This is a genomic window from Pseudomonas rhizophila, assembly GCF_003033885.1.
Lineage (GTDB): Bacteria > Pseudomonadota > Gammaproteobacteria > Pseudomonadales > Pseudomonadaceae > Aquipseudomonas > Aquipseudomonas rhizophila.
The window spans coordinates 5,596,887-5,618,234 of the sequence record NZ_CP024081.1 but is presented as its reverse complement, the minus strand read 5'-3'; the positions used below and the strand labels follow the sequence as shown (position 1 = coordinate 5,618,234).

At 60.3% G+C, this 21,348-nt stretch carries 14 protein-coding genes; 9 read left to right on the top strand and 5 right to left on the bottom strand.

Annotation, left to right across the window (positions count from 1 at the left end; translation table 11 throughout):
• The first annotated feature begins 30 nt into the window (after window positions 1-30).
• The 4 genes from CRX69_RS26055 to CRX69_RS26040 all read left to right on the top strand — a co-directional run bounded on the left by CRX69_RS26055 (window position 31) and on the right by CRX69_RS26040 (window position 7,877).
• Complete coding sequence (locus CRX69_RS26055) at window positions 31-954, top strand: sigma 54-interacting transcriptional regulator (RefSeq protein ID WP_076383250.1); 924 nt, start codon at window positions 31-33, stop codon at window positions 952-954.
• 259 nt (window positions 955-1,213) lie between these two features.
• Complete coding sequence (locus tag CRX69_RS26050; RefSeq protein ID WP_107323108.1) at window positions 1,214-2,158, top strand: hypothetical protein; 945 nt, start codon at window positions 1,214-1,216, stop codon at window positions 2,156-2,158.
• 28 nt (window positions 2,159-2,186) lie between these two features.
• Entirely contained in the window at window positions 2,187-6,917 is a 4,731-nt protein-coding gene (locus CRX69_RS26045) for an RHS repeat domain-containing protein (RefSeq protein WP_107323107.1), read from the top strand.
• Between the two features lie 177 nt (window positions 6,918-7,094).
• Window positions 7,095-7,877, top strand: a complete 783-nt coding sequence (locus tag CRX69_RS26040) for a MetQ/NlpA family ABC transporter substrate-binding protein (RefSeq protein ID WP_047226803.1) — start codon at window positions 7,095-7,097, stop codon at window positions 7,875-7,877.
• 329 nt (window positions 7,878-8,206) lie between these two features.
• Here the strand turns inward: CRX69_RS26040 and CRX69_RS26035 are convergent, their stop codons facing one another.
• Window positions 8,207-9,367: an AAA family ATPase gene (locus tag CRX69_RS26035; protein ID WP_107323106.1), complete on the bottom strand. Its 1,161-nt coding sequence runs from the start codon at window positions 9,365-9,367 to the stop codon at window positions 8,207-8,209.
• A gap of 142 nt (window positions 9,368-9,509) precedes the next feature.
• Between CRX69_RS26035 and CRX69_RS26030 the strand changes: the two genes are divergently transcribed.
• From CRX69_RS26030 to CRX69_RS26020, 3 genes are read left to right on the top strand one after another with little or no spacing between them, the layout of a single operon-like run.
• Window positions 9,510-10,613 carry an efflux RND transporter periplasmic adaptor subunit gene (locus CRX69_RS26030; RefSeq protein ID WP_107323105.1) on the top strand — a complete coding sequence of 368 codons (1,104 nt, stop codon included), beginning with the start codon at window positions 9,510-9,512 and terminating at the stop codon, window positions 10,611-10,613.
• Window positions 10,610-11,674, top strand: a complete 1,065-nt coding sequence (locus tag CRX69_RS26025) for an efflux RND transporter periplasmic adaptor subunit (RefSeq protein WP_107323104.1) — start codon at window positions 10,610-10,612, stop codon at window positions 11,672-11,674. The genes CRX69_RS26030 and CRX69_RS26025 overlap by 4 nt, the downstream gene beginning before the upstream one ends.
• Window positions 11,671-14,718, top strand: a complete 3,048-nt coding sequence (locus CRX69_RS26020; protein ID WP_047226807.1) for an efflux RND transporter permease subunit — start codon at window positions 11,671-11,673, stop codon at window positions 14,716-14,718. The genes CRX69_RS26025 and CRX69_RS26020 overlap by 4 nt, the downstream gene beginning before the upstream one ends.
• A 144-nt stretch (window positions 14,719-14,862) precedes the next feature.
• Here CRX69_RS26020 and CRX69_RS26015 read toward each other — a convergent pair whose 3' ends face one another.
• Window positions 14,863-17,082, bottom strand: a complete 2,220-nt coding sequence (locus CRX69_RS26015) for a heavy metal translocating P-type ATPase (protein ID WP_107323103.1) — start codon at window positions 17,080-17,082, stop codon at window positions 14,863-14,865.
• Between the two features lie 86 nt (window positions 17,083-17,168).
• Here CRX69_RS26015 and cadR point away from each other — a divergent pair, with 86 nt between their 5' ends.
• The gene (gene cadR, locus CRX69_RS26010; protein WP_107323102.1) at window positions 17,169-17,615 is read left to right on the top strand and encodes a Cd(II)/Pb(II)-responsive transcriptional regulator; all 447 of its coding nucleotides are present in this window, start codon (window positions 17,169-17,171) and stop codon (window positions 17,613-17,615) included.
• A gap of 135 nt (window positions 17,616-17,750) precedes the next feature.
• Here cadR and CRX69_RS26005 read toward each other — a convergent pair whose 3' ends face one another.
• The 3 genes from CRX69_RS26005 to CRX69_RS25995 all read right to left on the bottom strand — a co-directional run bounded on the left by CRX69_RS26005 (window position 17,751) and on the right by CRX69_RS25995 (window position 20,431).
• The gene (locus CRX69_RS26005; protein WP_047226810.1) at window positions 17,751-18,722 is read right to left on the bottom strand and encodes a thymidylate synthase; all 972 of its coding nucleotides are present in this window, start codon (window positions 18,720-18,722) and stop codon (window positions 17,751-17,753) included.
• Between the two features lie 48 nt (window positions 18,723-18,770).
• Window positions 18,771-19,580 (bottom strand): prolipoprotein diacylglyceryl transferase, encoded by an 810-nt coding sequence (gene lgt, locus CRX69_RS26000; protein WP_076383259.1) that lies wholly within the window; start codon window positions 19,578-19,580, stop codon window positions 18,771-18,773.
• A 68-nt stretch (window positions 19,581-19,648) separates the two neighbouring features.
• Window positions 19,649-20,431, bottom strand: a complete 783-nt coding sequence (locus tag CRX69_RS25995) for a sulfite exporter TauE/SafE family protein (RefSeq protein WP_047226812.1) — start codon at window positions 20,429-20,431, stop codon at window positions 19,649-19,651.
• Between the two features lie 152 nt (window positions 20,432-20,583).
• Here CRX69_RS25995 and CRX69_RS25990 point away from each other — a divergent pair, with 152 nt between their 5' ends.
• The gene (locus CRX69_RS25990) at window positions 20,584-21,330 is read left to right on the top strand and encodes an NRDE family protein (protein ID WP_107323101.1); all 747 of its coding nucleotides are present in this window, start codon (window positions 20,584-20,586) and stop codon (window positions 21,328-21,330) included.
• Window positions 21,331-21,348 lie beyond the last annotated feature (18 nt).

The following is a 21,348-nucleotide window of genomic DNA, read 5'->3' as shown; positions in this document are numbered from 1 at the left end:
GTCTCCCGGCGGTTGGGGCGGGAGTCTGCCATGAGCTTGCATGAAACACTGGGTCAGCCGTTGCTGACGTTTCCCGACGCACAAAAAAGCCCCCTGAGCATTCGCGCCAAGGCGTTGGTGTTCGTCGACCCGCGTTCGCGGCAACTACGCCACGCATTGGAGCAACTGGCGCCGCGCTCGATCGCGGTACTGATTCGCGGCCAAACCGGTACGGGCAAGGAGTTGCTTGCCCGTTACCTGCATCGTGAAAGCGCTCGCGGTGGGCTGTTCGTTTCGGTCAATTGCGCTGCGATCAGCCCGACTTACGCCGACGCCGAATTGTTCGGTTATGCCGTCGGCAGCCACAACGGCTCGGCCAGTAGCCGCGCCGGCTGGTTCGGCTCGGCCAATGGCGGCACCCTTTATCTGGATGAGATCGGCGATTTACCGCTGCCGATCCAGCTAAAATTGTTGGCGGCTCTGGAGAACCACGAAGTCATCCGCGTCGGCGCCCACCAGCCCAGCCCTGTGGATGTGCGCCTGGTTGCGGCCACCAGCATCGATCTGGCGCAAGCAGTGGCAGCCGGTAAATTCCACCAACGGCTCTATGACTATCTCAGTGAAGGTCAACTCGAGTTGCCGGCTTTGCGCGAGCGGGTGGGCGATATCCTGTCCCTGGCCGAGTACTTCCTGGGCATCTACAGCCAGCGCCTCGGCCTGGCGGTGCCGCTGATCAGCGAAGCCGCGCAGCACGCGCTGGAACGGCACGACTGGCCGGGCAATACCCGCGAGTTGGAGAACGTCATTCATTTTGCGTTGCTGGTGAGCACCGGCGATCAAATATTGCCAGAACATCTCAATTTACCGCATCAACCGACACCCGCAACGGTGATTGAGCAAATGGTTCTTGAGTTGATCAGGCAAGGTGACCGGCAACAACTTGAGCGATTAAAGACATGGATCGCCGGGATCTGATGCCTGCGTCAATAATGTTACTGAATCATTTGAGCGCTGATGATTTTTATATTGTCGGCGTTGTTGTTGCGCGGATCCCGTAAATGTCGGGGCTGTTTCATTTTGCGGCCAGTTATAAGTTGTCATTCAAATAATTTGTCTGGGTTTTGATCTTGATTGGTGGCGCCGTAGTGATGGTTAATTAAATGGCGCAAGCAATGTGGCGACCAAACTGGAAGGCTGCCACTTATCAATCAAGTAACGGACTAAGGATTTGAAAATGGAACTTAAGAATAATGAACCTGGCGTGGCGACATGGTCGGACCTGAAAACCTTTAAGATTTTTTCAGTCTCGGGCGGTAATCAGTTGTACCGCAACGGTTATCAGCAATTGAAGGTTAAAGTGGTTGTCGAGGTCGAAGACTGGCTCTGGGGCAGTGTCGCTCTAAGCCAGTCCGAGCTGGACTCCATTGTTCTGGTCGATGCATTGACCGGATTGGCATTGACCAAAGACCGGCACCGCGAAGACATCAAAGACTGGAGGTACACCGAGCGGGAGGACAGCCGTTTTCGCCAGCTTCCTCCGAATGGCCCTATCCAAGGCTCGGTGCCGTCGGGTGAGTTTGTTTACACCAAAGATTTTTATGTCACGACCCGTTCCGACACACCGATAGATTTACAGCTGTGCATCACGCGGGCCGATGGCAAAAAATTTCTATCTTCCAAGGCCAGCGAGTTTGGCTCTCTGGTATTGATTCCACTGGCGCCCGCTGTTTACCGAAGTGAGCAGTACTCTGTTCGCACCATCCCCGCCTACTATTCCAGCCAATCGCCTGATATCGCGAAAGTCGAGGGTTTTGTCCTGGAGTTGATCGTTGACCAGCAGCGAATGGAATTTGTGGCGGACTTTTATATGAGGACGCATCTTCAGATAGGAAGCTCGGACAATCGATACTCGGGTTATTACGTGGTGGGCTATGGCGATGGCCGCGCAATACGAACGTCAGCCTATTTGAGTTGGGAGCGGCCGGATGCGGTAGGAAGGAATTTAAGCGAAAAGGGCGTGGTTGCATTCGTTCTGGCGTTCGGAAAAAAGGGTGGGCCGGTGTGGGTCCGAGAGAATAGAAACAGCGCTGCACTGGAAATGCGTGATGTATTTGGAAATTTCCATCAACTGCGCGTCGGGATAACTGAAGAGACGTTGGCGGTCTGGGTCGCCCGGTAAATCAGAAACCATGTTCAAGGAAGAATAGATGAGTCGCTCAGTTCCATTCAAAGAGCAGTTAACTTCGGCTGCCTTCAGGTTTGATAGTTTCATTCGCTCGGGTGTTGATCCTCGTACCGGTAGTTATAGTTGCAGCGTGGCGCTGGATGCAGCGCCCACTGACGCAGCCGGCGGGTCGAAGGTGCCGCTTACCCTTTCATATGATTCCTTCAATAATCAAAACATGGGTTTAGGCATCGGCTGGTCCCTGCGCACCTGCAGCTATGAGCAACGCCGACGCAAGCTGACACTGTCGAACGGCGTGACCTATCAGCTTCTGGTCAGCGAAGGCCAGGCCGCGGTCAAGGATAAAAAGCTCGATAACCTGAACGTTACGGTGCAAGGCGATGAACTTGTCATTGAGCACATAGATGGGCGGACCGAAATACTCTCGCGCCCCTCTGCAACGGCTGAGGAGTGGCTGCTGACGCATGCGTATTGCCCCAATGGCAAGCAAACGCGCTATGCCTACAGGCTCATCTCTGGACAGCGACGTCTGACGGAGGTTTATCACCAACATCACCGCCTGTTGAGTATCGACTATGCCCAGAACGGAGGAACGCCACCGACCATTACCTTGTGGCCGGATATGCCTTCAAAAAGACTCCAATACCGGTTCGCGCTCAACAATGAACTACTCCAGCGCATCATTCTGGTCACGGCCGAAAATAATCAGTTGATGTGGTCCTTTGGTTATCGGCGAATCAATGGTTTTTTGCTGATGACCAACGTCCAACAGCCAAGCGGCGCGCAGGAAACGCTCAGTTACAGGCCTGAGGGACATCGCTTGCCTACGGGGGCGCCGGTCTCTTCGTTGCCGGTTGTCGTCCAGTCGGTCATGTCCCCCGGCGGGGGGCAGCCGGCCATGATGAGCAAATATGAATACTCGCGCAGAAACTTTCTCGGGTTCGATTCGCGCGCGCTCTGGACCGCTGACAGTGATGTGCTTTATGGCTTGAGCGGGCAGTACGAGTACGCTTGCACCCAGATACAGATTGCCCTTGATGAAGGTGGTCAGCGTGAGGCGTCTCGCGTCACGCGTACCTACAACCGCTTTCATTCGATGATTTCGCAAAGAACGATCAGTGGCGGCAAGATGCAACTGCGGGAGATCGAATACCACGATGTCCCCAATAGGGCTTTCGAGGATCAGCCCCCACAGTTCCAGATGCAACGCGTGGTGCGCGACAGCTTCTTTGACAGCAGCGATGCCGCGGATGCGGGGCGCAGTAGAATCAGAAGCGAGGTCACCCGCACGTCCTATGATGAACATGGGAATCTGCTGGAAAAGACCAGTCCGAGCGGAGTGCGTGAAGTCTATGAATACTTCCCCGCACAAGGGGATGCTGACTGCCCTGCCAGTCCATTGGGCGTGCCGTCCTTGCTCAAACAGAAGTCCATTTTCGCTTCCCCTGACTTCGCTGCCGCGCCTACAACGGTGGTCCGTTACACCTACGCTGAGCTGCCTTCGTTACGTCCCGGTGGCGGCCGTTGTGTGCAGCTGGCCAGTGAAACACTGTACGAAGACGGCGTCAGCGAGCCACGGGTGGACTGTCGATTAAAGTACGTCAATGACGTCAATGACGTCTTCCATGCGAGGCTGCAAAGCAAAGTTGAAACGGTAGGCGGTGTGCGGACTGAATACCATTATGCCTACCAGCGTGAAAACGGGCATGTCCGCACCGACCAGACCTTTAGCGCCGAAGGCGTGAGGCACTTGCGACAGAGCTGGCATGACGAGTGTGACTGGCTGATCAAGACCCGTGAATCCGGGGGCAGCAGCGTCAGCATGAAATACGATTCGCTGGGGCAACTGATTCGTGAAACGGTGATGCCAGGCACCGACAGCGCAGCGTCGCGTCAATTCACCTATCAACCGTTCACACCCGAAGATCCGTTTGTCACGGTCATCGTCACGGATTCGCGGGGTGTCCAGACAGCGACCCGCAGTGACGGCGTCGGCCGCACCATCAGCGTCCAGAAGCAGGATGTCGATATGCCTGGCGCGCCCATGCGCCTGATCTATCAGGCCGAATACGACAGCCTCGGGCGCCTGAAGGCGGATGAAGAAACCGACTGGTTCGAGGGCCAGGCGAAATCACTGAAGACCCTGTACGAGTATGACCCGTGGGGACATCAGAGCCGCGTCCGTCGCCGTGGACAGGTGATCGTGCATGATGAGGTCGACCCGGTAGCGCTCACTCGCACACAGTGGATGGAAGGCGCCGGCAAGACGCGTACGTTCACGAACGTTTTTGGCAAACCGTCGCGCATCGAACGGGTGGACCTGTCAGGCGTTGTTCGAGAGGTCACCGCCTACGAATACGATGGGCTGGGACGGTGCATCAGGCAAAGGGCTTCTGACGGGGCGGTGACTCGCTTCAGCTACGATCTGGCGGGGAGGGTCCTGAGTACGGTTTTGCCCGACGGTACGGTCATCAAGAAGCAGTACGCGGTACACAGCCAGGGTGACCATCCCACGCAAATCAGCGCCAATGACTACGTGGTGGGTAGCCGAACCTACGATGGGCTGATGCGTATTACGCTCAATCGCTCAGGTGGTCGCACTGAACGATTGGTCTATGAAGGCTCCAGCAGGAACGCTTCACAGAGGATCACTGCGGCCGGCAAAGTCCTGCGGTTCACCCTTGATCCGTTGCTCGATGATTGTGTCACCGAGCGCGCAGGCAGCCAGGCGCCGGTTTCGACAAGGCATCGTTTTGATCCGCGCACCGGCCTGCTCCAGGAGTCGGCCAACGCGCTGGTGCAGCGACGCATGGAATATTCTGCGTCCGGTCGGCTCAAGCAGGAAAAATGGGTAACTGCGCTCGACCGGTTCGAAAGTTCGCAAACCCACTCGTTGATGGGAAAGCCGATTTGCCATACAGACGTCAACGGCGCGGATCGCACCTGTCTTTATGACGAGACAGGACGGTTGTCGGGCATCACCCAAGGCCGAGTCTGCGTCGCCTACTCGTACAACGCTCAAGAGCACCTCAGTTGTATCACCGTCACCGACGCTCAATCGGGCCTGTCGATGGTCACCGACCTGGTGTACGACGAGTTTGGCCGCGAGGTTCTTCGACGTTCCTCCTCCCAGGAAAAAGACGTCCTGGAGTTGGCCCAGTCGTTCGGCCCCGGCGATAAGCTCAGCCAGCGCACGCTCAAGGTCGGGAACGTTCTCCTGCGCCTGGAATCGTTCACCTATGATCTGCGTGGCCGCTTGGAGCGTTACGCCTGCAAGGGTGAGCAGGCGCCCGTGGATACGCAGGGAAAAGTTATCGTTTCCCAGGATTTCACTTACGACTATCTCGATAACATTCGTCAGGTCACCACCCGTTTCGTAGGTGGCGAGAACATTGCGAACTATCGGTATGACCTGGCTGACAAAACGCAACTCAGTGCCGTCATCCACAGTCATCCCGACTATGTGGCGGGCAATACAACCTTCAGTTATGACGCGGACGGCAATCTGCTCAACGATGGGCAAGGGCGCAGGCTGCTGTATGACGAGTTGGGCCGCCTGGAAAGCGTGACGTCGGCGGACTCCAGATCGACGTTGGCCCGCTATCGGTATGACGCCTCGGATTGGCTCCATGCCTTTGAGCTGACGGGGGAGAAGGCATACCGGCGTTTCCACCATCAAGAGCAGTTGTGCAGCGAAGTCGCAGGGGACGAGAGGCGCAGCATCGTGCGCGAAGGGCGGCAGTTGCTGGCCCTGTTGCAAGGCCAGGAGACGGCGCTGTTTTGCACCGACGCTTATGGCAACGTCCTGCAGGCACTTTCCGGTGCAGACACCACCACGCAGGCTTATTCACCCTATGGACAACGCCCGGTGTCCGACGGGTTGGGTAGCCTGTTCGGTTTCAATGGCGAGCCGCTGGACCCCGTGACGGGATGTTACCTGCTGGGTAATGGCTACCGGGCTTACGATCCGGTACTGATGCGATTCCACCGGCCCGACAGTTGGAGCCCGTTCGATGGCGGTGGCCTCAATCCTTATGCCTATTGTCTGGGAGACCCGATCAATCTCAGCGATCCGACAGGCCATATTTCTGCCTGGGGTTGGGTCAAGATAGGTCTTACGGCTGCTTTTGCTGTGGCTTCCGTCGCATTGACCCTTGCGACCCTTGGCGCATCCGCACCTTTGGTCGGGGTGTCATTTTCGGCCGCGACGGCGTTGACGCTGGAAGTGGTGTCAGGCGCGGCATCGATTGCATCGGTGGTGTTGACGGAGGCAGCCCCGGATGCCGTCGCCACGCAGATTCTCAGTTACACCAGTATTGCGCTGGGTGTTGTGTCCGGCGGGGCTTCCCTGGCGGGCAAGGTATTGGGCAAAGGCACAAGCGTGGCGTTGCAGAAAACCGTCGAGGCACTCGGTGATACCGTGACAGTGAATCGTGGCAATGCCTTGCGTGCGGTACGTGTTGGTGAATATGCCAAGGCCGCGAGCCGTCTGGTTCCTGAAGGCGGTCGGCGTAACTTCATCGCTGTGCAAAACGACCTGAGGAATGTACTGACAGCCAAGGATGTGGTCGGTTATGTCAAATATCCGGTTGACGGCGTCAGGTACACGATCGATAGAGATCGGTACATCGAAAAAGCCAAAGAGTATCTCCAGCGCGCGGACGATTTTTTCGGCAGCCAGTCGCTTGGGCAGGCACAGGACGAAATCTATGGTGACGTCAGGAAGCGAAGCGCCGATATCCGATTTGCCTGACGAGGAAATTACGCCTGCTCATTTATGGATTTTGGGTATAAGTACCTCAATAAAAGATATTGTTAAGGCATAAAAAATATCGGTATCGTCCACATCACGCCAGCGATAGCACTTCGCTGGCACTTCCATTGTTTGACCGTGGTCCATGACGACGGTGATCTTCGATAAGGACACTGCATGAAAAAGGTTCTGTTATTCACCGCGTTGGCAGCAGCCCTGACCTCGGGTCTGGCCCAGGCGGCGGAGAAACTCGTCGTGGCGGCCACCCCGGTGCCCCACGCTGAAATCCTTGAGCTGATCAAGCCGGCCCTGGCCAAAGAAGGCGTGGACCTGCAAATCAAGGTGTTCACCGACTACGTTCAACCCAACGTACAGGTTGATCAGAAGCGCCTGGACGCCAACTACTTCCAGACCCTGCCGTATCTCAAGAGCTTCAACGAAGGCAAAGGCACCGATCTGGTGACCGTGATCGGCGTGCATGTGGAACCGTTCGGTGGTTACTCGAAGAAAGTCAAAAGCCTGGCCGAACTCAAGGACGGCGCGACCATCGCCATCCCCAACGAAGGCAGCAACAGTGGTCGCGCCCTGATCCTGTTGCAGAAGGCGGGCCTGATCGAGCTCAAGGACCCGAAAAACGCCCTGGCCACGCCCAAGGACATCGCCAAGAACCCGAAAAACTTTCAGTTCAAGGAGCTGGAATCGGCCATGCTGCCGCGTGTGCTGGATCAGGTCGACCTGGACATGATCAACACCAACTACGCCCTGGAAGCGGGTCTTAACCCGGCCAAGGATGCGCTGGTGATCGAAGGTTCGGATTCGCCGTACGTGAACTTCCTGGTGGCCCGCCCGGACAACAAGGACAGCCCGGCCATGCAGAAACTGGCCAAGGCCCTGACCAGCCCGGAAGTGAAGGCATTTATCGAGAAGAAATACAGCGGCGCGGTACTGCCGGCGTTCTGATCGAACAGCAGGGATTTTAAGTTTCAACGCCGACGGCTTTGCCAGCGTCGGCGTTTTTTTTGTGCCGACGCTCAGAACCCGTCTTGATCGATGTAGCTATGCAGGCGGTTTTTTCAATGCGCGGCGCAGGGCCACGAGCAGTTTGACGATGTCGCGTGGGTCGAGGTGTTGCGGGGCTTTCACGTCAGCCATTGTGATCTTCCTTGTGATGGGGGCCAGGCAGTCTGGCCATAAGCTGCGGTTCCTTGGAGAGGTCCGTCGAGAAATAGACCCGTCCTACAGCCAGTGGAAAAATAGCCTTCTTACTTGGCCCCTGCAAATACCGTCGATCAATCCGGCCAGCTCCAGGCCGGCGCATCCAGTATTCCCTGGCCGACGATCCCGGTCTGGCCCAGATCTTTCTCCAGCACGATGCAATTGCAGTCGTTGTCCTGCTGCAAGGCGGTGATCAAGCGCCGGGCATGGGAGACCACCCAGACCTGACAGTGCGCTGAAGCGCGGATGATCAACCGCGCCAGGGCCGGCAACAGGTCCGGGTGCAGGCTGGTTTCCGGTTCGTTGAGCACCATCAGCGAGGGTGGGCGCGGGGTGAGCAGTGCGGCTATCAGCAGCAGATAGCGCAGGGTCCCGTCGGAAAGTTCGGCGGCCGACAGCGGGCGCAGCAAGCCATGCTGATGAAACTCGATGCCGAAACGCCCGCCTTGCAGTTTCTCGACATGCAGCCGGGCACCGGGGAATGCGTCGCTGATGGACGAGTGCAAGGCTTGATCGTCGCCGATCTCAAGAATGGTTTGCAGGGCAGCGGCCAGGTCACGCCCGTCGTGGTGCAGCACCGGCGTGCGGGTGCCCAGTTGCGGCTGGCGCGCCGGGGCGTCGGCGTCGCTGCGAAAGTGGTCATAGAAGCGCCAGCGACGAATGGACTCGCGCATCTGCAGCACCTCCGGTGAGGTGCGCAGGCTGCCGACCTGGTCGAACAAACTGTCAAAGGTGGGCGTGTACTGAGCCAGGACGTCCCAGGTGCGACCGTCCCGGGCACGGATCATGGGCCCGTTGCGATCCACCAGCAGGCTGGCGGGACGAAACACCGGGCCGGCCCAGATGCATTCGCGCTTGATTTCAGGGTCCAGCGAAAACGCGGACAAACTCGGTTCCGGCAGGCCGAGGGAAATCGAATAGCTGAAATCTTCCCCGGCAAAACCCAGGCGCAGGCGTTTCGTGCTGAGCCGCACCGTAGCTCCGATGGGCACCTCGCCGTTGCGCATACGCCGGCTGATCACTTCCGGCCCGGCCCAGAAGGTCGAGTCCAGCCCGCCTTCGCGGGCCAGGGCGTTGACCACGCCACCCTGGGCGGTCTCCGCCAACAGGCGCAGGGCACGATACAGATTGGATTTGCCACTGCCGTTGGGGCCGGTGATCAGGTTCAGCCGGCCCAGGGGGATCACCAGTTTGTTGATCGAGCGGTAGTTGGCCACCGCCAGTGTCTTGAGCATGTGCAAATTTTTCCCGCTGCCGCAAAGGCACTAGTCTGCCTGATGGGTGTATCCATTGTGATCCTGTGGCAGGTGTTGAACCCTGTTCTAAGCTCACAGTCGTATCGTCACTGGTACGTCCGTACAACGCAAAGGAGTCTGCATGGCTGGTCCTCGAAGTAAAGTTCTGGTTGGCCTTGGCTTGTGTGTGGTGTTGGCCGGATGCGGTGATGAAAAACCCGAGGAAAAGGCCCTGCCGAGGGTTTTCGTGCAACAGGCCGTGCCCACCGAATATGCCGCCTCGGTGACCCTCACCGGTGACGTCCAGGCTCGGGTGCAGACCGATCTGTCGTTCCGCGTGGCCGGCAAGATCGTCGAGCGCAAGGTGGATGTCGGTGACCGGGTTTCGGCCCGACAGGTGCTCGCCCGGCTCGACCCCCAGGATCTGCAGACTCGTGTCGACTCCGCCCAGGCTCAGGTGGCTGCCGAACAGGCGCGGGTCAAGCAGAGTGCGGCGGCGTTCGTGCGCCAGCAAAAACTCTTGCCCAAGGGTTATACCAGCCAGAGCGAATATGACACGGCCCAGGCGCAACTGCGCAGCAGCCAGAGTGCGCTGACCGCTGCCCAGGCCCAGTTGGCCAACGCCCGCGAACAACTGAGCTATACCGCGCTGATCGCCGAGGCTCCGGGCATCATCACGGCACGGCAGGCGGAGGTCGGCCAGGTGGTGCAGGCCACGGAACCGATCTTCAGCCTGGCCCAGGACGGAGAGCGCGACGCCGTGTTCAATATCTACGAGTCACTGTTGCGCGAACCGCCCTCGGATCCCGCCATCGTCATTAGCCTGCTGGACAACCCGGCCATCAAGACCACCGGTACGGTGCGCGAGATCACCCCGGCGGTTTCCGCTGAAACCGGCACCGTGCAGGTCAAGGTGACGCTCAGTGAGTTACCCGAAGGCATGCGCCTGGGTTCGGTGGTCAGTGCCACCGCCAAGTCTGCCGGCAAGACCGCCGTGGAACTGCCCTGGTCGGCGCTGACCAAGAACCTTCACGATCCGGCGGTGTGGCTGGTGGACGATGCAGGCAAGGCGCAGTTGCACAATGTCACCGTCGGCCGGTATCTCACTGGAAAGGTCATCATCAGCGACGGGCTCAAGGGGGGTGAGACCGTGGTCACTGCAGGTGGGCAATTGCTGCATCCCGGCGTGCGCGTAGAGATCGCTGAAAATACCCATGAGAAATCCCCGACGGGAGTCCAGCCATGAAGCGTTTATGGATGGTCTCGGCTGGCCTGTTGCTGGCGGCGTGCTCGAAGGAAGAGCCGCCACCTGAGCCGGTGCGCCCGGTGTTGTCCATCGAGGTTCGCGCGCTCGACCAGCAAGCCCTTGGGCGCTTCGCGGGCAGCATCCAGGCCCGTTACGAGACCAATGTGGGGTTCCGCGTGCCGGGACGGATCGCCAGCCGCAACGTCGATGTCGGCGCCGAAGTGAAGAAGGGTGATTTGCTCGCTACCCTCGACCCCACCGATCAACAGAACCAGTTGCGCGCCGCCCAGGGCGACCTGGCGCGGATTGAGGCGCAGTACATCAATGCCCAGGCCAATGCCCGTCGCCAGCAGCAGTTGTTCGACCGTGGTGTCGGCGCTCAGGCGCAACTGGACATTGCCCAGACCGATCTGAAAACCACCGCGGCTTCCCTGGAACAGGCCCGTGCATCGGTGGAGCAGGCTCGCGACCAACTCAACTACAGCCAGTTGCACACCGACCACGATGCCGTCGTCACGGCCTGGAATGCCGAGGCCGGGCAGGTGGTCACTGCCGGCCAGCAAGTGGTGACCCTGGCGCGCCCGGACATCAAGGAAGCGGTGATCGACCTGCCGGCCGGCCTGGCTGAGCGCCTGCCCGCCGATGTCGTGTTCGAGGTTGCCGGGGAACTGGACCCGAGCATCCGCACGACCGCCACCGTGCGCGAGATCGAACCCCAGGCCCAAAGCGCCACCCGCACGCGCCGCGCACGGCTGACCCTGGGCGATACACCGCCAGGCTTTCGCCTGGGCACGGCCATCAGCGTGACCCTGAGCTCAACCATCGAGCCGCGCATCGAGCTGCCGCTCAGTGCCTTGCAAGAGGTTGATGGCACAACGCGGATCTGGCTTGTCGATCCGCAGAGTCAGACCGTTTCCCCCCGAGAGGTGAGGATTCTCAGCCGCTCCACCGACTCGGTGCTGGTGGCCAATGGCATCAAGCCCGGCGACCGTGTGGTCAGCGCCGGTGTGAACAGCCTCCAGCCGGGGCAGAAAGTGAAACTCGACGAGGACGCACGATGAAAGGGCCTTTCAACTTATCCGAATGGGCCCTGCGGCATCAGTCGTTTGTTTGGTACTTAATGTTCGTCGCCCTGTTGATGGGGGTGTTTTCCTACATGAACCTGGGGCGCGAAGAAGACCCCTCGTTCACCATCAAGACCATGGTCATCCAGACTCGTTGGCCTGGCGCGACCCAGGAGGAAACCCTCAAGCAGGTCACCGACCGCATCGAGAAAAAACTCGAAGAGCTCGACTCTCTCGACTATGTCAAAAGCTATACCCGACCAGGGGAGTCGACGGTGTTCGTGTACCTGCGCGATACCACCGACGCCGAGGAAATCCCCGGGATCTGGTATCAGGTTCGCAAGAAGATCGACGACATCCGTGGTGACTTCCCCCAGGGCCTGCAGGGCCCGGGATTCAACGACGAATTCGGCGATGTGTACGGGTCGGTCTATGCCTTCACCGGCGACGGGCTTTCGATGCGTCAGTTGCGCGATTATGTGGAGCAAGTGCGCGCCGAAATCCGTGAGGTACCGGGCCTGGGCAAGGTCGAGATGGTGGGCGAGCAGGATGAAGTCCTGTACCTGAATTTTTCGACCCGCAAGCTCGCCGCGCTGGGTATTGATCAGCGCCAGGTGGTGCAGAGCCTGCAATCCCAGAACGCTGTGACTCCCGCCGGGGTGATCGACGCCGGGCCGGAGCGGATTTCCGTACGCACTTCCGGGCAGTTCCAGTCGGAAAAGGACCTGGCCAACGTCAATCTGCGGCTCAATGATCGTTTTTATCGCCTGGCCGACATCGCTGACATCAGTCGCGGTTATGTCGACCCCGCGACCCCAATGTTTCGCTTCAATGGCACGCCGGCCATTGGCCTGGCCATTGCGATGAAGAAGGGCGGCAACATCCAGGAATTCGGCAAGGCACTGCACGCGCGCATGAACGAACTGACCGCCGATCTGCCAGTGGGCGTCGACGTGCATACCGTGTCGGACCAGGCCGAAGTGGTGGAGGAAGCGGTCGGCGGTTTCACCAGCGCGTTGTTCGAGGCGGTGATTATCGTGCTGGTGGTCAGCTTTATCAGCCTTGGCTTACGGGCCGGGCTGGTGGTGGCCTGCTCGATTCCGCTGGTATTGGCGATGGTCTTTGTGTTCATGGAATACAGCGGCATCACCATGCAGCGGATTTCCCTTGGTGCGCTGATCATCGCCCTCGGTCTGCTGGTGGACGACGCGATGATCACCGTGGAAATGATGGTCACGCGCCTGGAGAAAGGTGAAACCAAGGAGCAGGCCGCGACCTTCGCCTACACCTCAACGGCGTTCCCGATGCTCACCGGGACCCTGGTGACCGTGGCCGGGTTCGTGCCCATCGGCCTGAACGCCAGCTCCGCCGGCGAGTACACCTTTACCCTGTTTGCAGTCATTGCCGTGGCGATGCTGGTGTCGTGGATCGTCGCGGTGCTGTTCGCCCCGGTGATCGGCGTGCACATCCTCAGTACCAATGTGAAACCCCACAGCAACGAGCCAGGACGGATCGGCCGGGCTTTCAATGGCGGCTTGCTGTGGGCGATGCGCAATCGCTGGTGGGCCATTGGCATCACCGTGCTGCTGTTTGCGTTGTCGGTGTTTTGCATGCGTTTTGTGCAGAACCAGTTCTTCCCGTCTTCGGACCGCCCGGAAATTCTGGTGGACTTGAACCTGCCGCAGAACGCTTCGATGGACGAGACCCGCAAGGCGGTCGATCGCCTGGAGGCGACGCTCAAGGGCGACCCGGACATCGAGCGCTGGAGCACCTACATCGGTGAGGGCGCGATTCGTTTCTACCTGCCGCTGGACCAGCAGTTGCAGAATCCGTACTACGCGCAACTGGTGATCGTCAGCAAAGGCCTGGAATCGCGCACGGCCCTCACCGAACGCCTGCAAAAGCGTCTGCGCGAGGACTTCGTCGGCATTGGCAGCTACGTGCAGGCCCTGGAAATGGGCCCGCCGGTGGGGCGGCCGATCCAGTACCGGGTCAGCGGCAAGGACATCGACCAGGTGCGCAAGCACGCCATCGAACTTGCCAGCGAACTGGACAAGAACACCCACATTGGCGAAATCATTTATGACTGGAACGAGCCGGGCAAGGTGCTGCGTATCGACATTGCCCAAGACCGGGCGCGGCAACTGGGCTTGTCTTCGGAGGACGTGGCCAGGCTGATGAACAGTATCGTCAGCGGTTCGCCGGTGACCCAGGTCAATGACGACATATACCTGATCAACGTGGTCGGTCGTGCCGAAGACGCCGAGCGCGGTTCGCCGCAGACCCTGCAGAACTTGCAGATCGTCACGCCGAGCGGCACCTCCATTCCGCTGCTGGCGTTCGCCACAGTGCGCTATGAACTGGAACAACCCCTGGTGTGGCGTCGCGACCGCAAGCCCACCATTACCATCAAGGCCGCGGTGCGCGATGAAATCCAGCCCACCGATCTGGTGAAGCAACTGCAACCGGCCATCGATCAATTCGCTGCCGGCCTGCCGGCGGGCTACAAGGTCGCCACCGGGGGGACGGTGGAAGAAAGCAGCAAAGCCCAAGGGCCGATCGCCAGCGTCGTGCCGCTGATGCTGTTTTTGATGGCGACCTTCCTGATGATCCAGCTGCACAGTGTGCAGAAGATGTTCCTGGTTGCCAGCGTCGCGCCCCTGGGGTTGATCGGCGTGGTGCTGGCGCTGGTGCCGACGGGCACGCCCATGGGCTTTGTGGCGATCCTCGGGATACTGGCACTGATCGGCATCATCATCCGCAACTCGGTGATCCTGGTGACCCAGATAGATGAGTATGAACGTGACGGGTACGAGCCCTGGGATGCGGTGGTGCAAGCCACCGAACATCGGCGTCGGCCGATTCTGCTCACCGCGGCCGCCGCGAGCCTGGGGATGATCCCGATTGCCCGGGAAGTGTTCTGGGGGCCGATGGCCTACGCGATGATCGGCGGGATCATCATCGCCACCCTGCTGACGTTGTTGTTCCTGCCGGCGCTGTATGTGGCCTGGTACAAGATTCGCGAGCCCAAGCGCGACTGAACAGGCGGTGAATCATTGGGGCTGCGGTGCAGCCCCATCGCGAGCAGGCTCGCTCCCACATTGGGTCTCGGTTGTACACCACGTGTGGCCGCTGAGATCTACTGTGGGAGCGAGCCTGCTCGCGATGCGGGTGCCTCATCACCTCTATTTACGCAACAACCGCAACCCATTGAACACCACCAGCAAACTCACCCCCATGTCGGCAAACACCGCCATCCACATGGTGGCAAACCCGGCAAAGGTGAATCCCAGAAAGATCGCCTTGATGACCAGCGCCAAAGCGATGTTCTGTTTCAGGATGCTCGAAGTCTGCCGCGACAGGCGGATGAACGCCGGGATCTTGCGCAAGTCATCGTCCATCAGGGCGACATCGGCGGTCTCAATGGCGGTGTCGGTGCCCGCCGCCGCCATGGCGAAGCCGATCTCCGAGCGCGCCAGGGCAGGGGCGTCGTTGATGCCGTCGCCCACCATGCCGACCCGGTGACCCAAGGCATACAGATCCTCGATGGCTTGCAGTTTGTCGCCTGGCAACAGATCGCCTCGGGCCTGATCCATGCCCACCTGGGCGGCAATCGCTTCGGCGGTATGGGCGTTGTCGCCGGTGAGCATCAGGGTCTTGATACCCAGCTCATGCAGTTGCTGGATGGCTTCGCGGCTGGAGTCCTTCACCGTGTCGGCGACGGCAAACAGCGCCAAGGGGCCTGAGTGGTCGAGCAACAGCACCACGGACTTGCCTTGTTTTTCCAGGGCGAAGAGCTTCTCTTCCAGCTCGGCAGAGCACAGGCCCAGGTCTTCCACCAGACGGTGATTGCCCAAATGATAGGTCTGGCCGTTGATATCGCCGCGTACCCCGCGTCCCGGCAGCGCTGCAAAGTTATCCACAGCGTGCGGCGCCTGCTGTTTATCCACAACTGCGTTGGCGATTGCGTGGGAGACCGGATGGTCGGAACGGGCGGCAAGACTGGCGGCCAAAGCGGGTGCCGTCGCTTCCACTGTCGGGTCGAGTGGAACGTAGTCGGTCTGCACCGGCTTGCCATGGGTGATCGTGCCGGTCTTGTCCAGGGCCAGATAGTCGAGCTTGTGGCCACCCTCCAGATACACGCCGCCCTTGATCAGAATGCCTTTGCGCGCCGCTGCGGCGAGGCCGCTGACAATGGTCACCGGGGTGGAAATCACCAGCGCACACGGGCAGGCCACCACCAGTAACACCAGCGCCCGGTAGATCCAGTCGAACCAGGTCGCCCCCATGAATAGCGGCGGGATCACCGCCACGGCCAACGCCAGGGCGAACACCGCCGGGGTGTAGATTTTCGAGAACTGATCGACGAAGCGCTGGGTCGGGGCGCGGGAGCCCTGGGCCTGTTCCACGGCGTGGATGATTCGCGCCAGGGTGGAGTGGTCGGCTGCGGCGGTCACGGTGTACTCCAGTTCGCCGGCCTGGTTGATGGTGCCGGCGAAAACCTTGTCGCCCACGGTTTTTTCCACCGGCAGGCTCTCGCCGGTAATGGGCGCCTGGTCGATGGTAGAGCGACCGGCGACGACGTCCCCGTCCAGACCCACCCGTTCGCCTGGACGAACCCGCACCCGTGCACCGAGGTTGATGGTCTTGACCGCTTGCACCTGCCAGGTGCCATCGGCCTGTTGCACGGTGGCCTGTTCCGGGGCCATCTGCATCAGGCCGCTGATGGCGTTGCGCGCCCGGTCCAGGGACTTGGCCTCGATCAATTCAGCCACCGTGAACAGGAACATCACCATCGCCGCTTCCGGCCATTGGCCGATCAGCACCGCACCGGTCACCGCGATGCTCATCAGTGCATTGATGTTCAGGTTGCGGTTTTTCAGAGCGATCCAGCCCTTCTTGTAGGTACCGAGACCGCCGCTGAGGATCGACACCAACGCCATTAGCGCGACCACCCACTCCGGCGCGGCGCTGGTGAAGTGGATCACCTCGGCACCCAGTGCGGTGACACCCGACAGCGCCAGCGGCCACCAGGGCTTAGCCGGGGCGGGCAATTCGCTGGTTTCTTTTTCCTGGCCCGGGGCCAACGGCTCGGCCTGCATGCCCAGGGACTGGATCGCATCAATGATCGGCGAGTCGTTGGGCAAGTCGTGAGTCACGCCCAGCACGCGATTGATCAGGTTGAATTCCAGTTGTTGCACGCCTGCAAGTTTGCCGAGCTTGTTCTGGATCAGCGTCTGTTCGGTGGGGCAGTCCATGGCCTGGATGCGAAAACTGCTCAGCCGAGCGCCGTCCGTCGGGGCCTTGCCGAGCTTGACCACCGACGGTGCCGCTTTGGCTGAGCAGCAGGAATGCCCGTGGTCATGGCCGTGGTTGGGCTTGTGGGTGTGAATGGAATCGCTCATCGGGTTACGTCCGTGAAAAGTGCCTGTTGCACAGTAAAGACCCTGTAGCCACTATAGGGTCAAGCACCTGTTTTGGAGGCAACGTCATGAAGATCGGCGAACTGGCAAAAATCACCTACTGCCAGGTCGAAACCATTCGCTACTACGAGCGCGAAGGCTTGCTGCCGGAGCCGGCCCGCAGCGATGGTAATTATCGGGTCTACACCCAGGCTCATGCCGAGCGGCTGACGTTCATCCGCAACTGCCGCACCCTGGACATGACCCTGGAAGAAATCCGCAGCCTCCTGGCCCTGCGCGACAGCCCTCAGGACCAGTGCGAAAACGTCAACGCGCTGATCGACGAACACATCCACCACGTCAAGGCGCGCATCGACGGTCTGCTGGCCTTGCAGACACAACTGATCGACCTGCGCCATCGTTGTGGCGAAGGGCCGGACCCGGATCAATGCGGGATTTTGCAGCGCCTGGAAGTGAGTGGCGCGGTGGCGCCGGAGGTGGAGCATTCACATGTGGGCAGGAGTCATGGGCATTGAGCCGATCTTGAACATATGAAGATCCAATGTGGGAGCGAGCCTGCTCGCGATAGCGCAGTGTCAGTCACATGGATTTCGCATGTGAAGACGCTATCGCGAGCAGGCTCGCTCCCACAGGGGGAGAGGTGGTGTGGCTTAGACCGCCATCGGCGCCGTCATCGGCGCGTGGTGCTGGTAGCCCTCGAGGGAGAAGTCGCTCGGCTCTACTAGCTCCAGCCACTCAGGCTGGTACACACCGGTCTTGGCGAACTCCGGCACGCGCTCGGAAATCACCAGTTTGGGCATCGGGAACGGCTCGCGCTTGAGCTGCTCGTTGAGCATGTCCAGGTGGTTTTCGTAGACGTGGGCGTCGCCGATGAAATAGGTGAACCAGCGTGGCGTGTAGCCGGTCAGGCGACCGATCAGGCTCAGCAGCGCGGCGCCTTCGGTGAGGTTGAACGGTGTGCCCAGGCCCAGGTCGTTGGAACGGATGTAGAGGGTCAGGGAGATTTCCTTGGTCTCGACATTCGGGTGGAACTGGTAGAGCAAATGGCAGGGCGGCAGGGCCATTTCATCGAGCTGGGCGCAGTTCCAGCCGTGGAACAGGATCCGTCGGCTGCCCGGGTCCTTGATGATGGTGTCGACGCACTGGCGCACCTGATCGATGGCTTTGTACAGCACCACGTAGGCCTGACCGTTTTCTTCGCCCTCGGCGATTTGTCGGTAGCCCTGGGCCAGGGTTTGCTCGATGGCGGCCGGGTTGCTCAACGGGATCTGCTTGTAGGCTGGCCACTTGCGCCATTGCACACCATAGATCTCACCCAGGTCATCTTCGCCCTGGCGAAACGGGTTGGCCAGCCATTGGGCGTTTTCGTTGGCGTTCTGATCCCAGACCTTGCAGCCCAGGGCACGGAATTCGGCGGCGTTGTTGACCCCACGGAGGAAACCGCACATCTCACCGATGGCTGACTTGAAGGCCATTTTGCGCGTGGTGATGGCCGGGAATCCGTCCTTCAGGTCATAGCGCAACATGGCGCCGGGAAAGCTGATGGTGTTTACACCCGTGCGGTTGGCTTGCTTGGTGCCGTTCTTGATGACGTGGGCCACCAGATCGAGATATTGCTTCATGGGTTACCTGTGTCCTTGAACCCGGGGCCAGCGCCCCGGGGTTCGAATTTAAATCTTGGCCGCCGCAGCCGGCGCACGATGATAGGCCAGCCAGATCAGCGCCAGGCCACCAATGATCATTGGCAGGCACAGCAACTGGCCCATGGTCAGCCAGTTCCACGCCAGATAGCCGAGTTGGGCGTCTGGTACGCGGACGAATTCAACGATGAAACGGAAGATCCCGTAGAACAGCGCGAACATGCCCGACACGGCCATGGTCGGCCGTGGCTTGCGCGAGAACAGCCACAGGATGGCAAACAGTGCCACGCCTTCGAGCGCGAACTGGTACAGCTGCGAAGGATGACGGGGCAGCTGCGCCGGGTCGCTGAACGGCGGGAAGACCATCGCCCATGGCACGTCGGTGGCCTTGCCCCACAATTCGGCGTTGATGAAGTTTCCGATGCGCCCGGCCCCCAGGCCAATCGGCACCATTGGCGCGACGAAGTCCATCAGCTCGAAAAACGATTTGTTGTTGCGTTTACCGAACCACAGCGCTGCCAGCATCACGCCGATGAACCCGCCGTGGAACGACATGCCGCCCTTCCAGACTTCGAAGATCAGCGTCGGATTGGCCAGGTACGCGCTCAGGTCGTAGAACAAGACGTAACCCAGGCGTCCGCCAACGATCACGCCCATGGATAGCCAGAACACCAGGTCCGAGAGCTTTTCCTTGTTCCAGGTCGGATCGAAGCGGTTGAGCCGGCGCGACGCCAGCAACCAGGCACCGCCGATGCCGATCAGGTACATCAGGCCGTACCAGTGGATTTTCAGCGGGCCGATGGCCAGGGCCACCGGATCGATCTGCGGGTAAGGCAGCATTGATATTCCTCGTAAACGTCAAAAATATCCGGGCGACGCTGCCACCTCGGGATTAAGCCAGGATTGCGTCAGAGCAGAAAACTCAAGCCCACGCTGAACAGCAAAGCGGCGAACAGCCGTTTGAGCAAGCGCGGTGACAGGCGATGGGCCAGTCGCGCGCCGAAGCGGGCGAAGACCATGCTCGTCAGGGCAATGCCCAGTAGCGCCGGCAAATAAACAAAACCGAGACTATGAGCCGGCAGCCGCGGCTCTTGCCAGCCCAGAATCATGAAACTTAATGCACTGACCAGGGCAATCGGCAAACCGCAGGCCGATGACGTCGCCACCGCCTGTTGCATCGGCACGCTGCGCCAGGTCAGGAACGGCACGGTCAGCGAGCCGCCGCCGATGCCGAAAATCGCCGAGGCCCAGCCGATCACCGTCCCCGCCACCGTCAACCCGACCTTGCCCGGAACTGTGCGGCTGGCCTTGGGCCTCAAGTCCAGGCCCAGTTGTACGGCGACAATCAGGGCGAACACGCCGATGATTTTTTGCAGGTTCGGACCGGAAATCGCTTCGGCAGTGACGGCTCCGAAACCGGCACCGATCAGGATTCCAACGGTCATCCAGGCAAAAATCGGCCAGCGCACCGCGCCTTTGCGCTGATGCTCGCGCACGGCATTGACCGAAGTGAAGATGATCGATGCCAGGGACGTGCCGACCGCCAGGTGCGTCAACACCAGTGGGTCGAAGCCCTGCAAGGTAAAACTGAATACCAGCACCGGGACGATGATGATCCCGCCACCCACGCCGAACAGTCCGGCCAGCACGCCGGCACAGGCGCCGAGCAGCAGATAGAGCACAAATTCCACCAGCGTCCCTCGCCCATCCTAGAAACAAGAGCGGCATGGTAACGGATCCATGGCCTTGGGCTCCACTCAAGGCGATGGATGCCGGGGCGATGTCTGGGTAGAGTGGAACCCACAACAGCTGTGCTCGGCTTTATTTTTAATGGGACTATCTGATGTGCCTGATCGTATTTGCCTGGCGCCCCGGCCACGCCCGGCCGCTGATCGTGGCGGCCAACCGCGATGAGTTCTACGCGCGCCCGACCTTGCCCCTGGGGCAATGGCCTGACGCCCCTGATGTCCATGCCGGCCGCGATCTGGAAGCCGGGGGGACCTGGCTTGGCGTCGGCGCCGATGGCCGCTTCGCTGCCCTGACCAACATTCGCGACCCGGCCCAGCCGCCCGGCTTCAAGTCCCGTGGTGAACTGGTGGCGCGATTTTTGAGCGGAAATCTTTCAATTGCCGATTATTTGAGCGAAGTGGTGCCCCGTGCCGGTGAGTACGGCGGGTTCAACTTGCTGTTGGGCGATGGCACCGAACTGTGGCACCACAATGCCCGCGATGCCCGGCCACAGCGACTGGCCGAGGGTGTCTACGGTTTGTCGAACGCCGGGCTGAACACGCCATGGCCCAAGCTGCTCAAGGCCCGGGCGGCGCTGGTCGAGGTACTGGACGACCCGCAGCCCCAGGCCTTGTTGGCGCTGCTGAACGACCCGCAGCCGGCCCCGGTAGCCGAACTGCCGGACACCGGCGTAGGGCTGGCGACCGAGACGCTGTTGTCGAGTGTGTTCATCGCCAGCCCTGCTTACGGGACGCGAGCGAGTACGGCGCTGATTGTCCATGCCGATGGGACGCGGCATCTGGTCGAGCGCAGTTATGGGCCGCTTGGGGGGCATTTGGGGGAGGTGGAGGTCAGGGTTTAGTTGTGGTGCTTGTGCCGG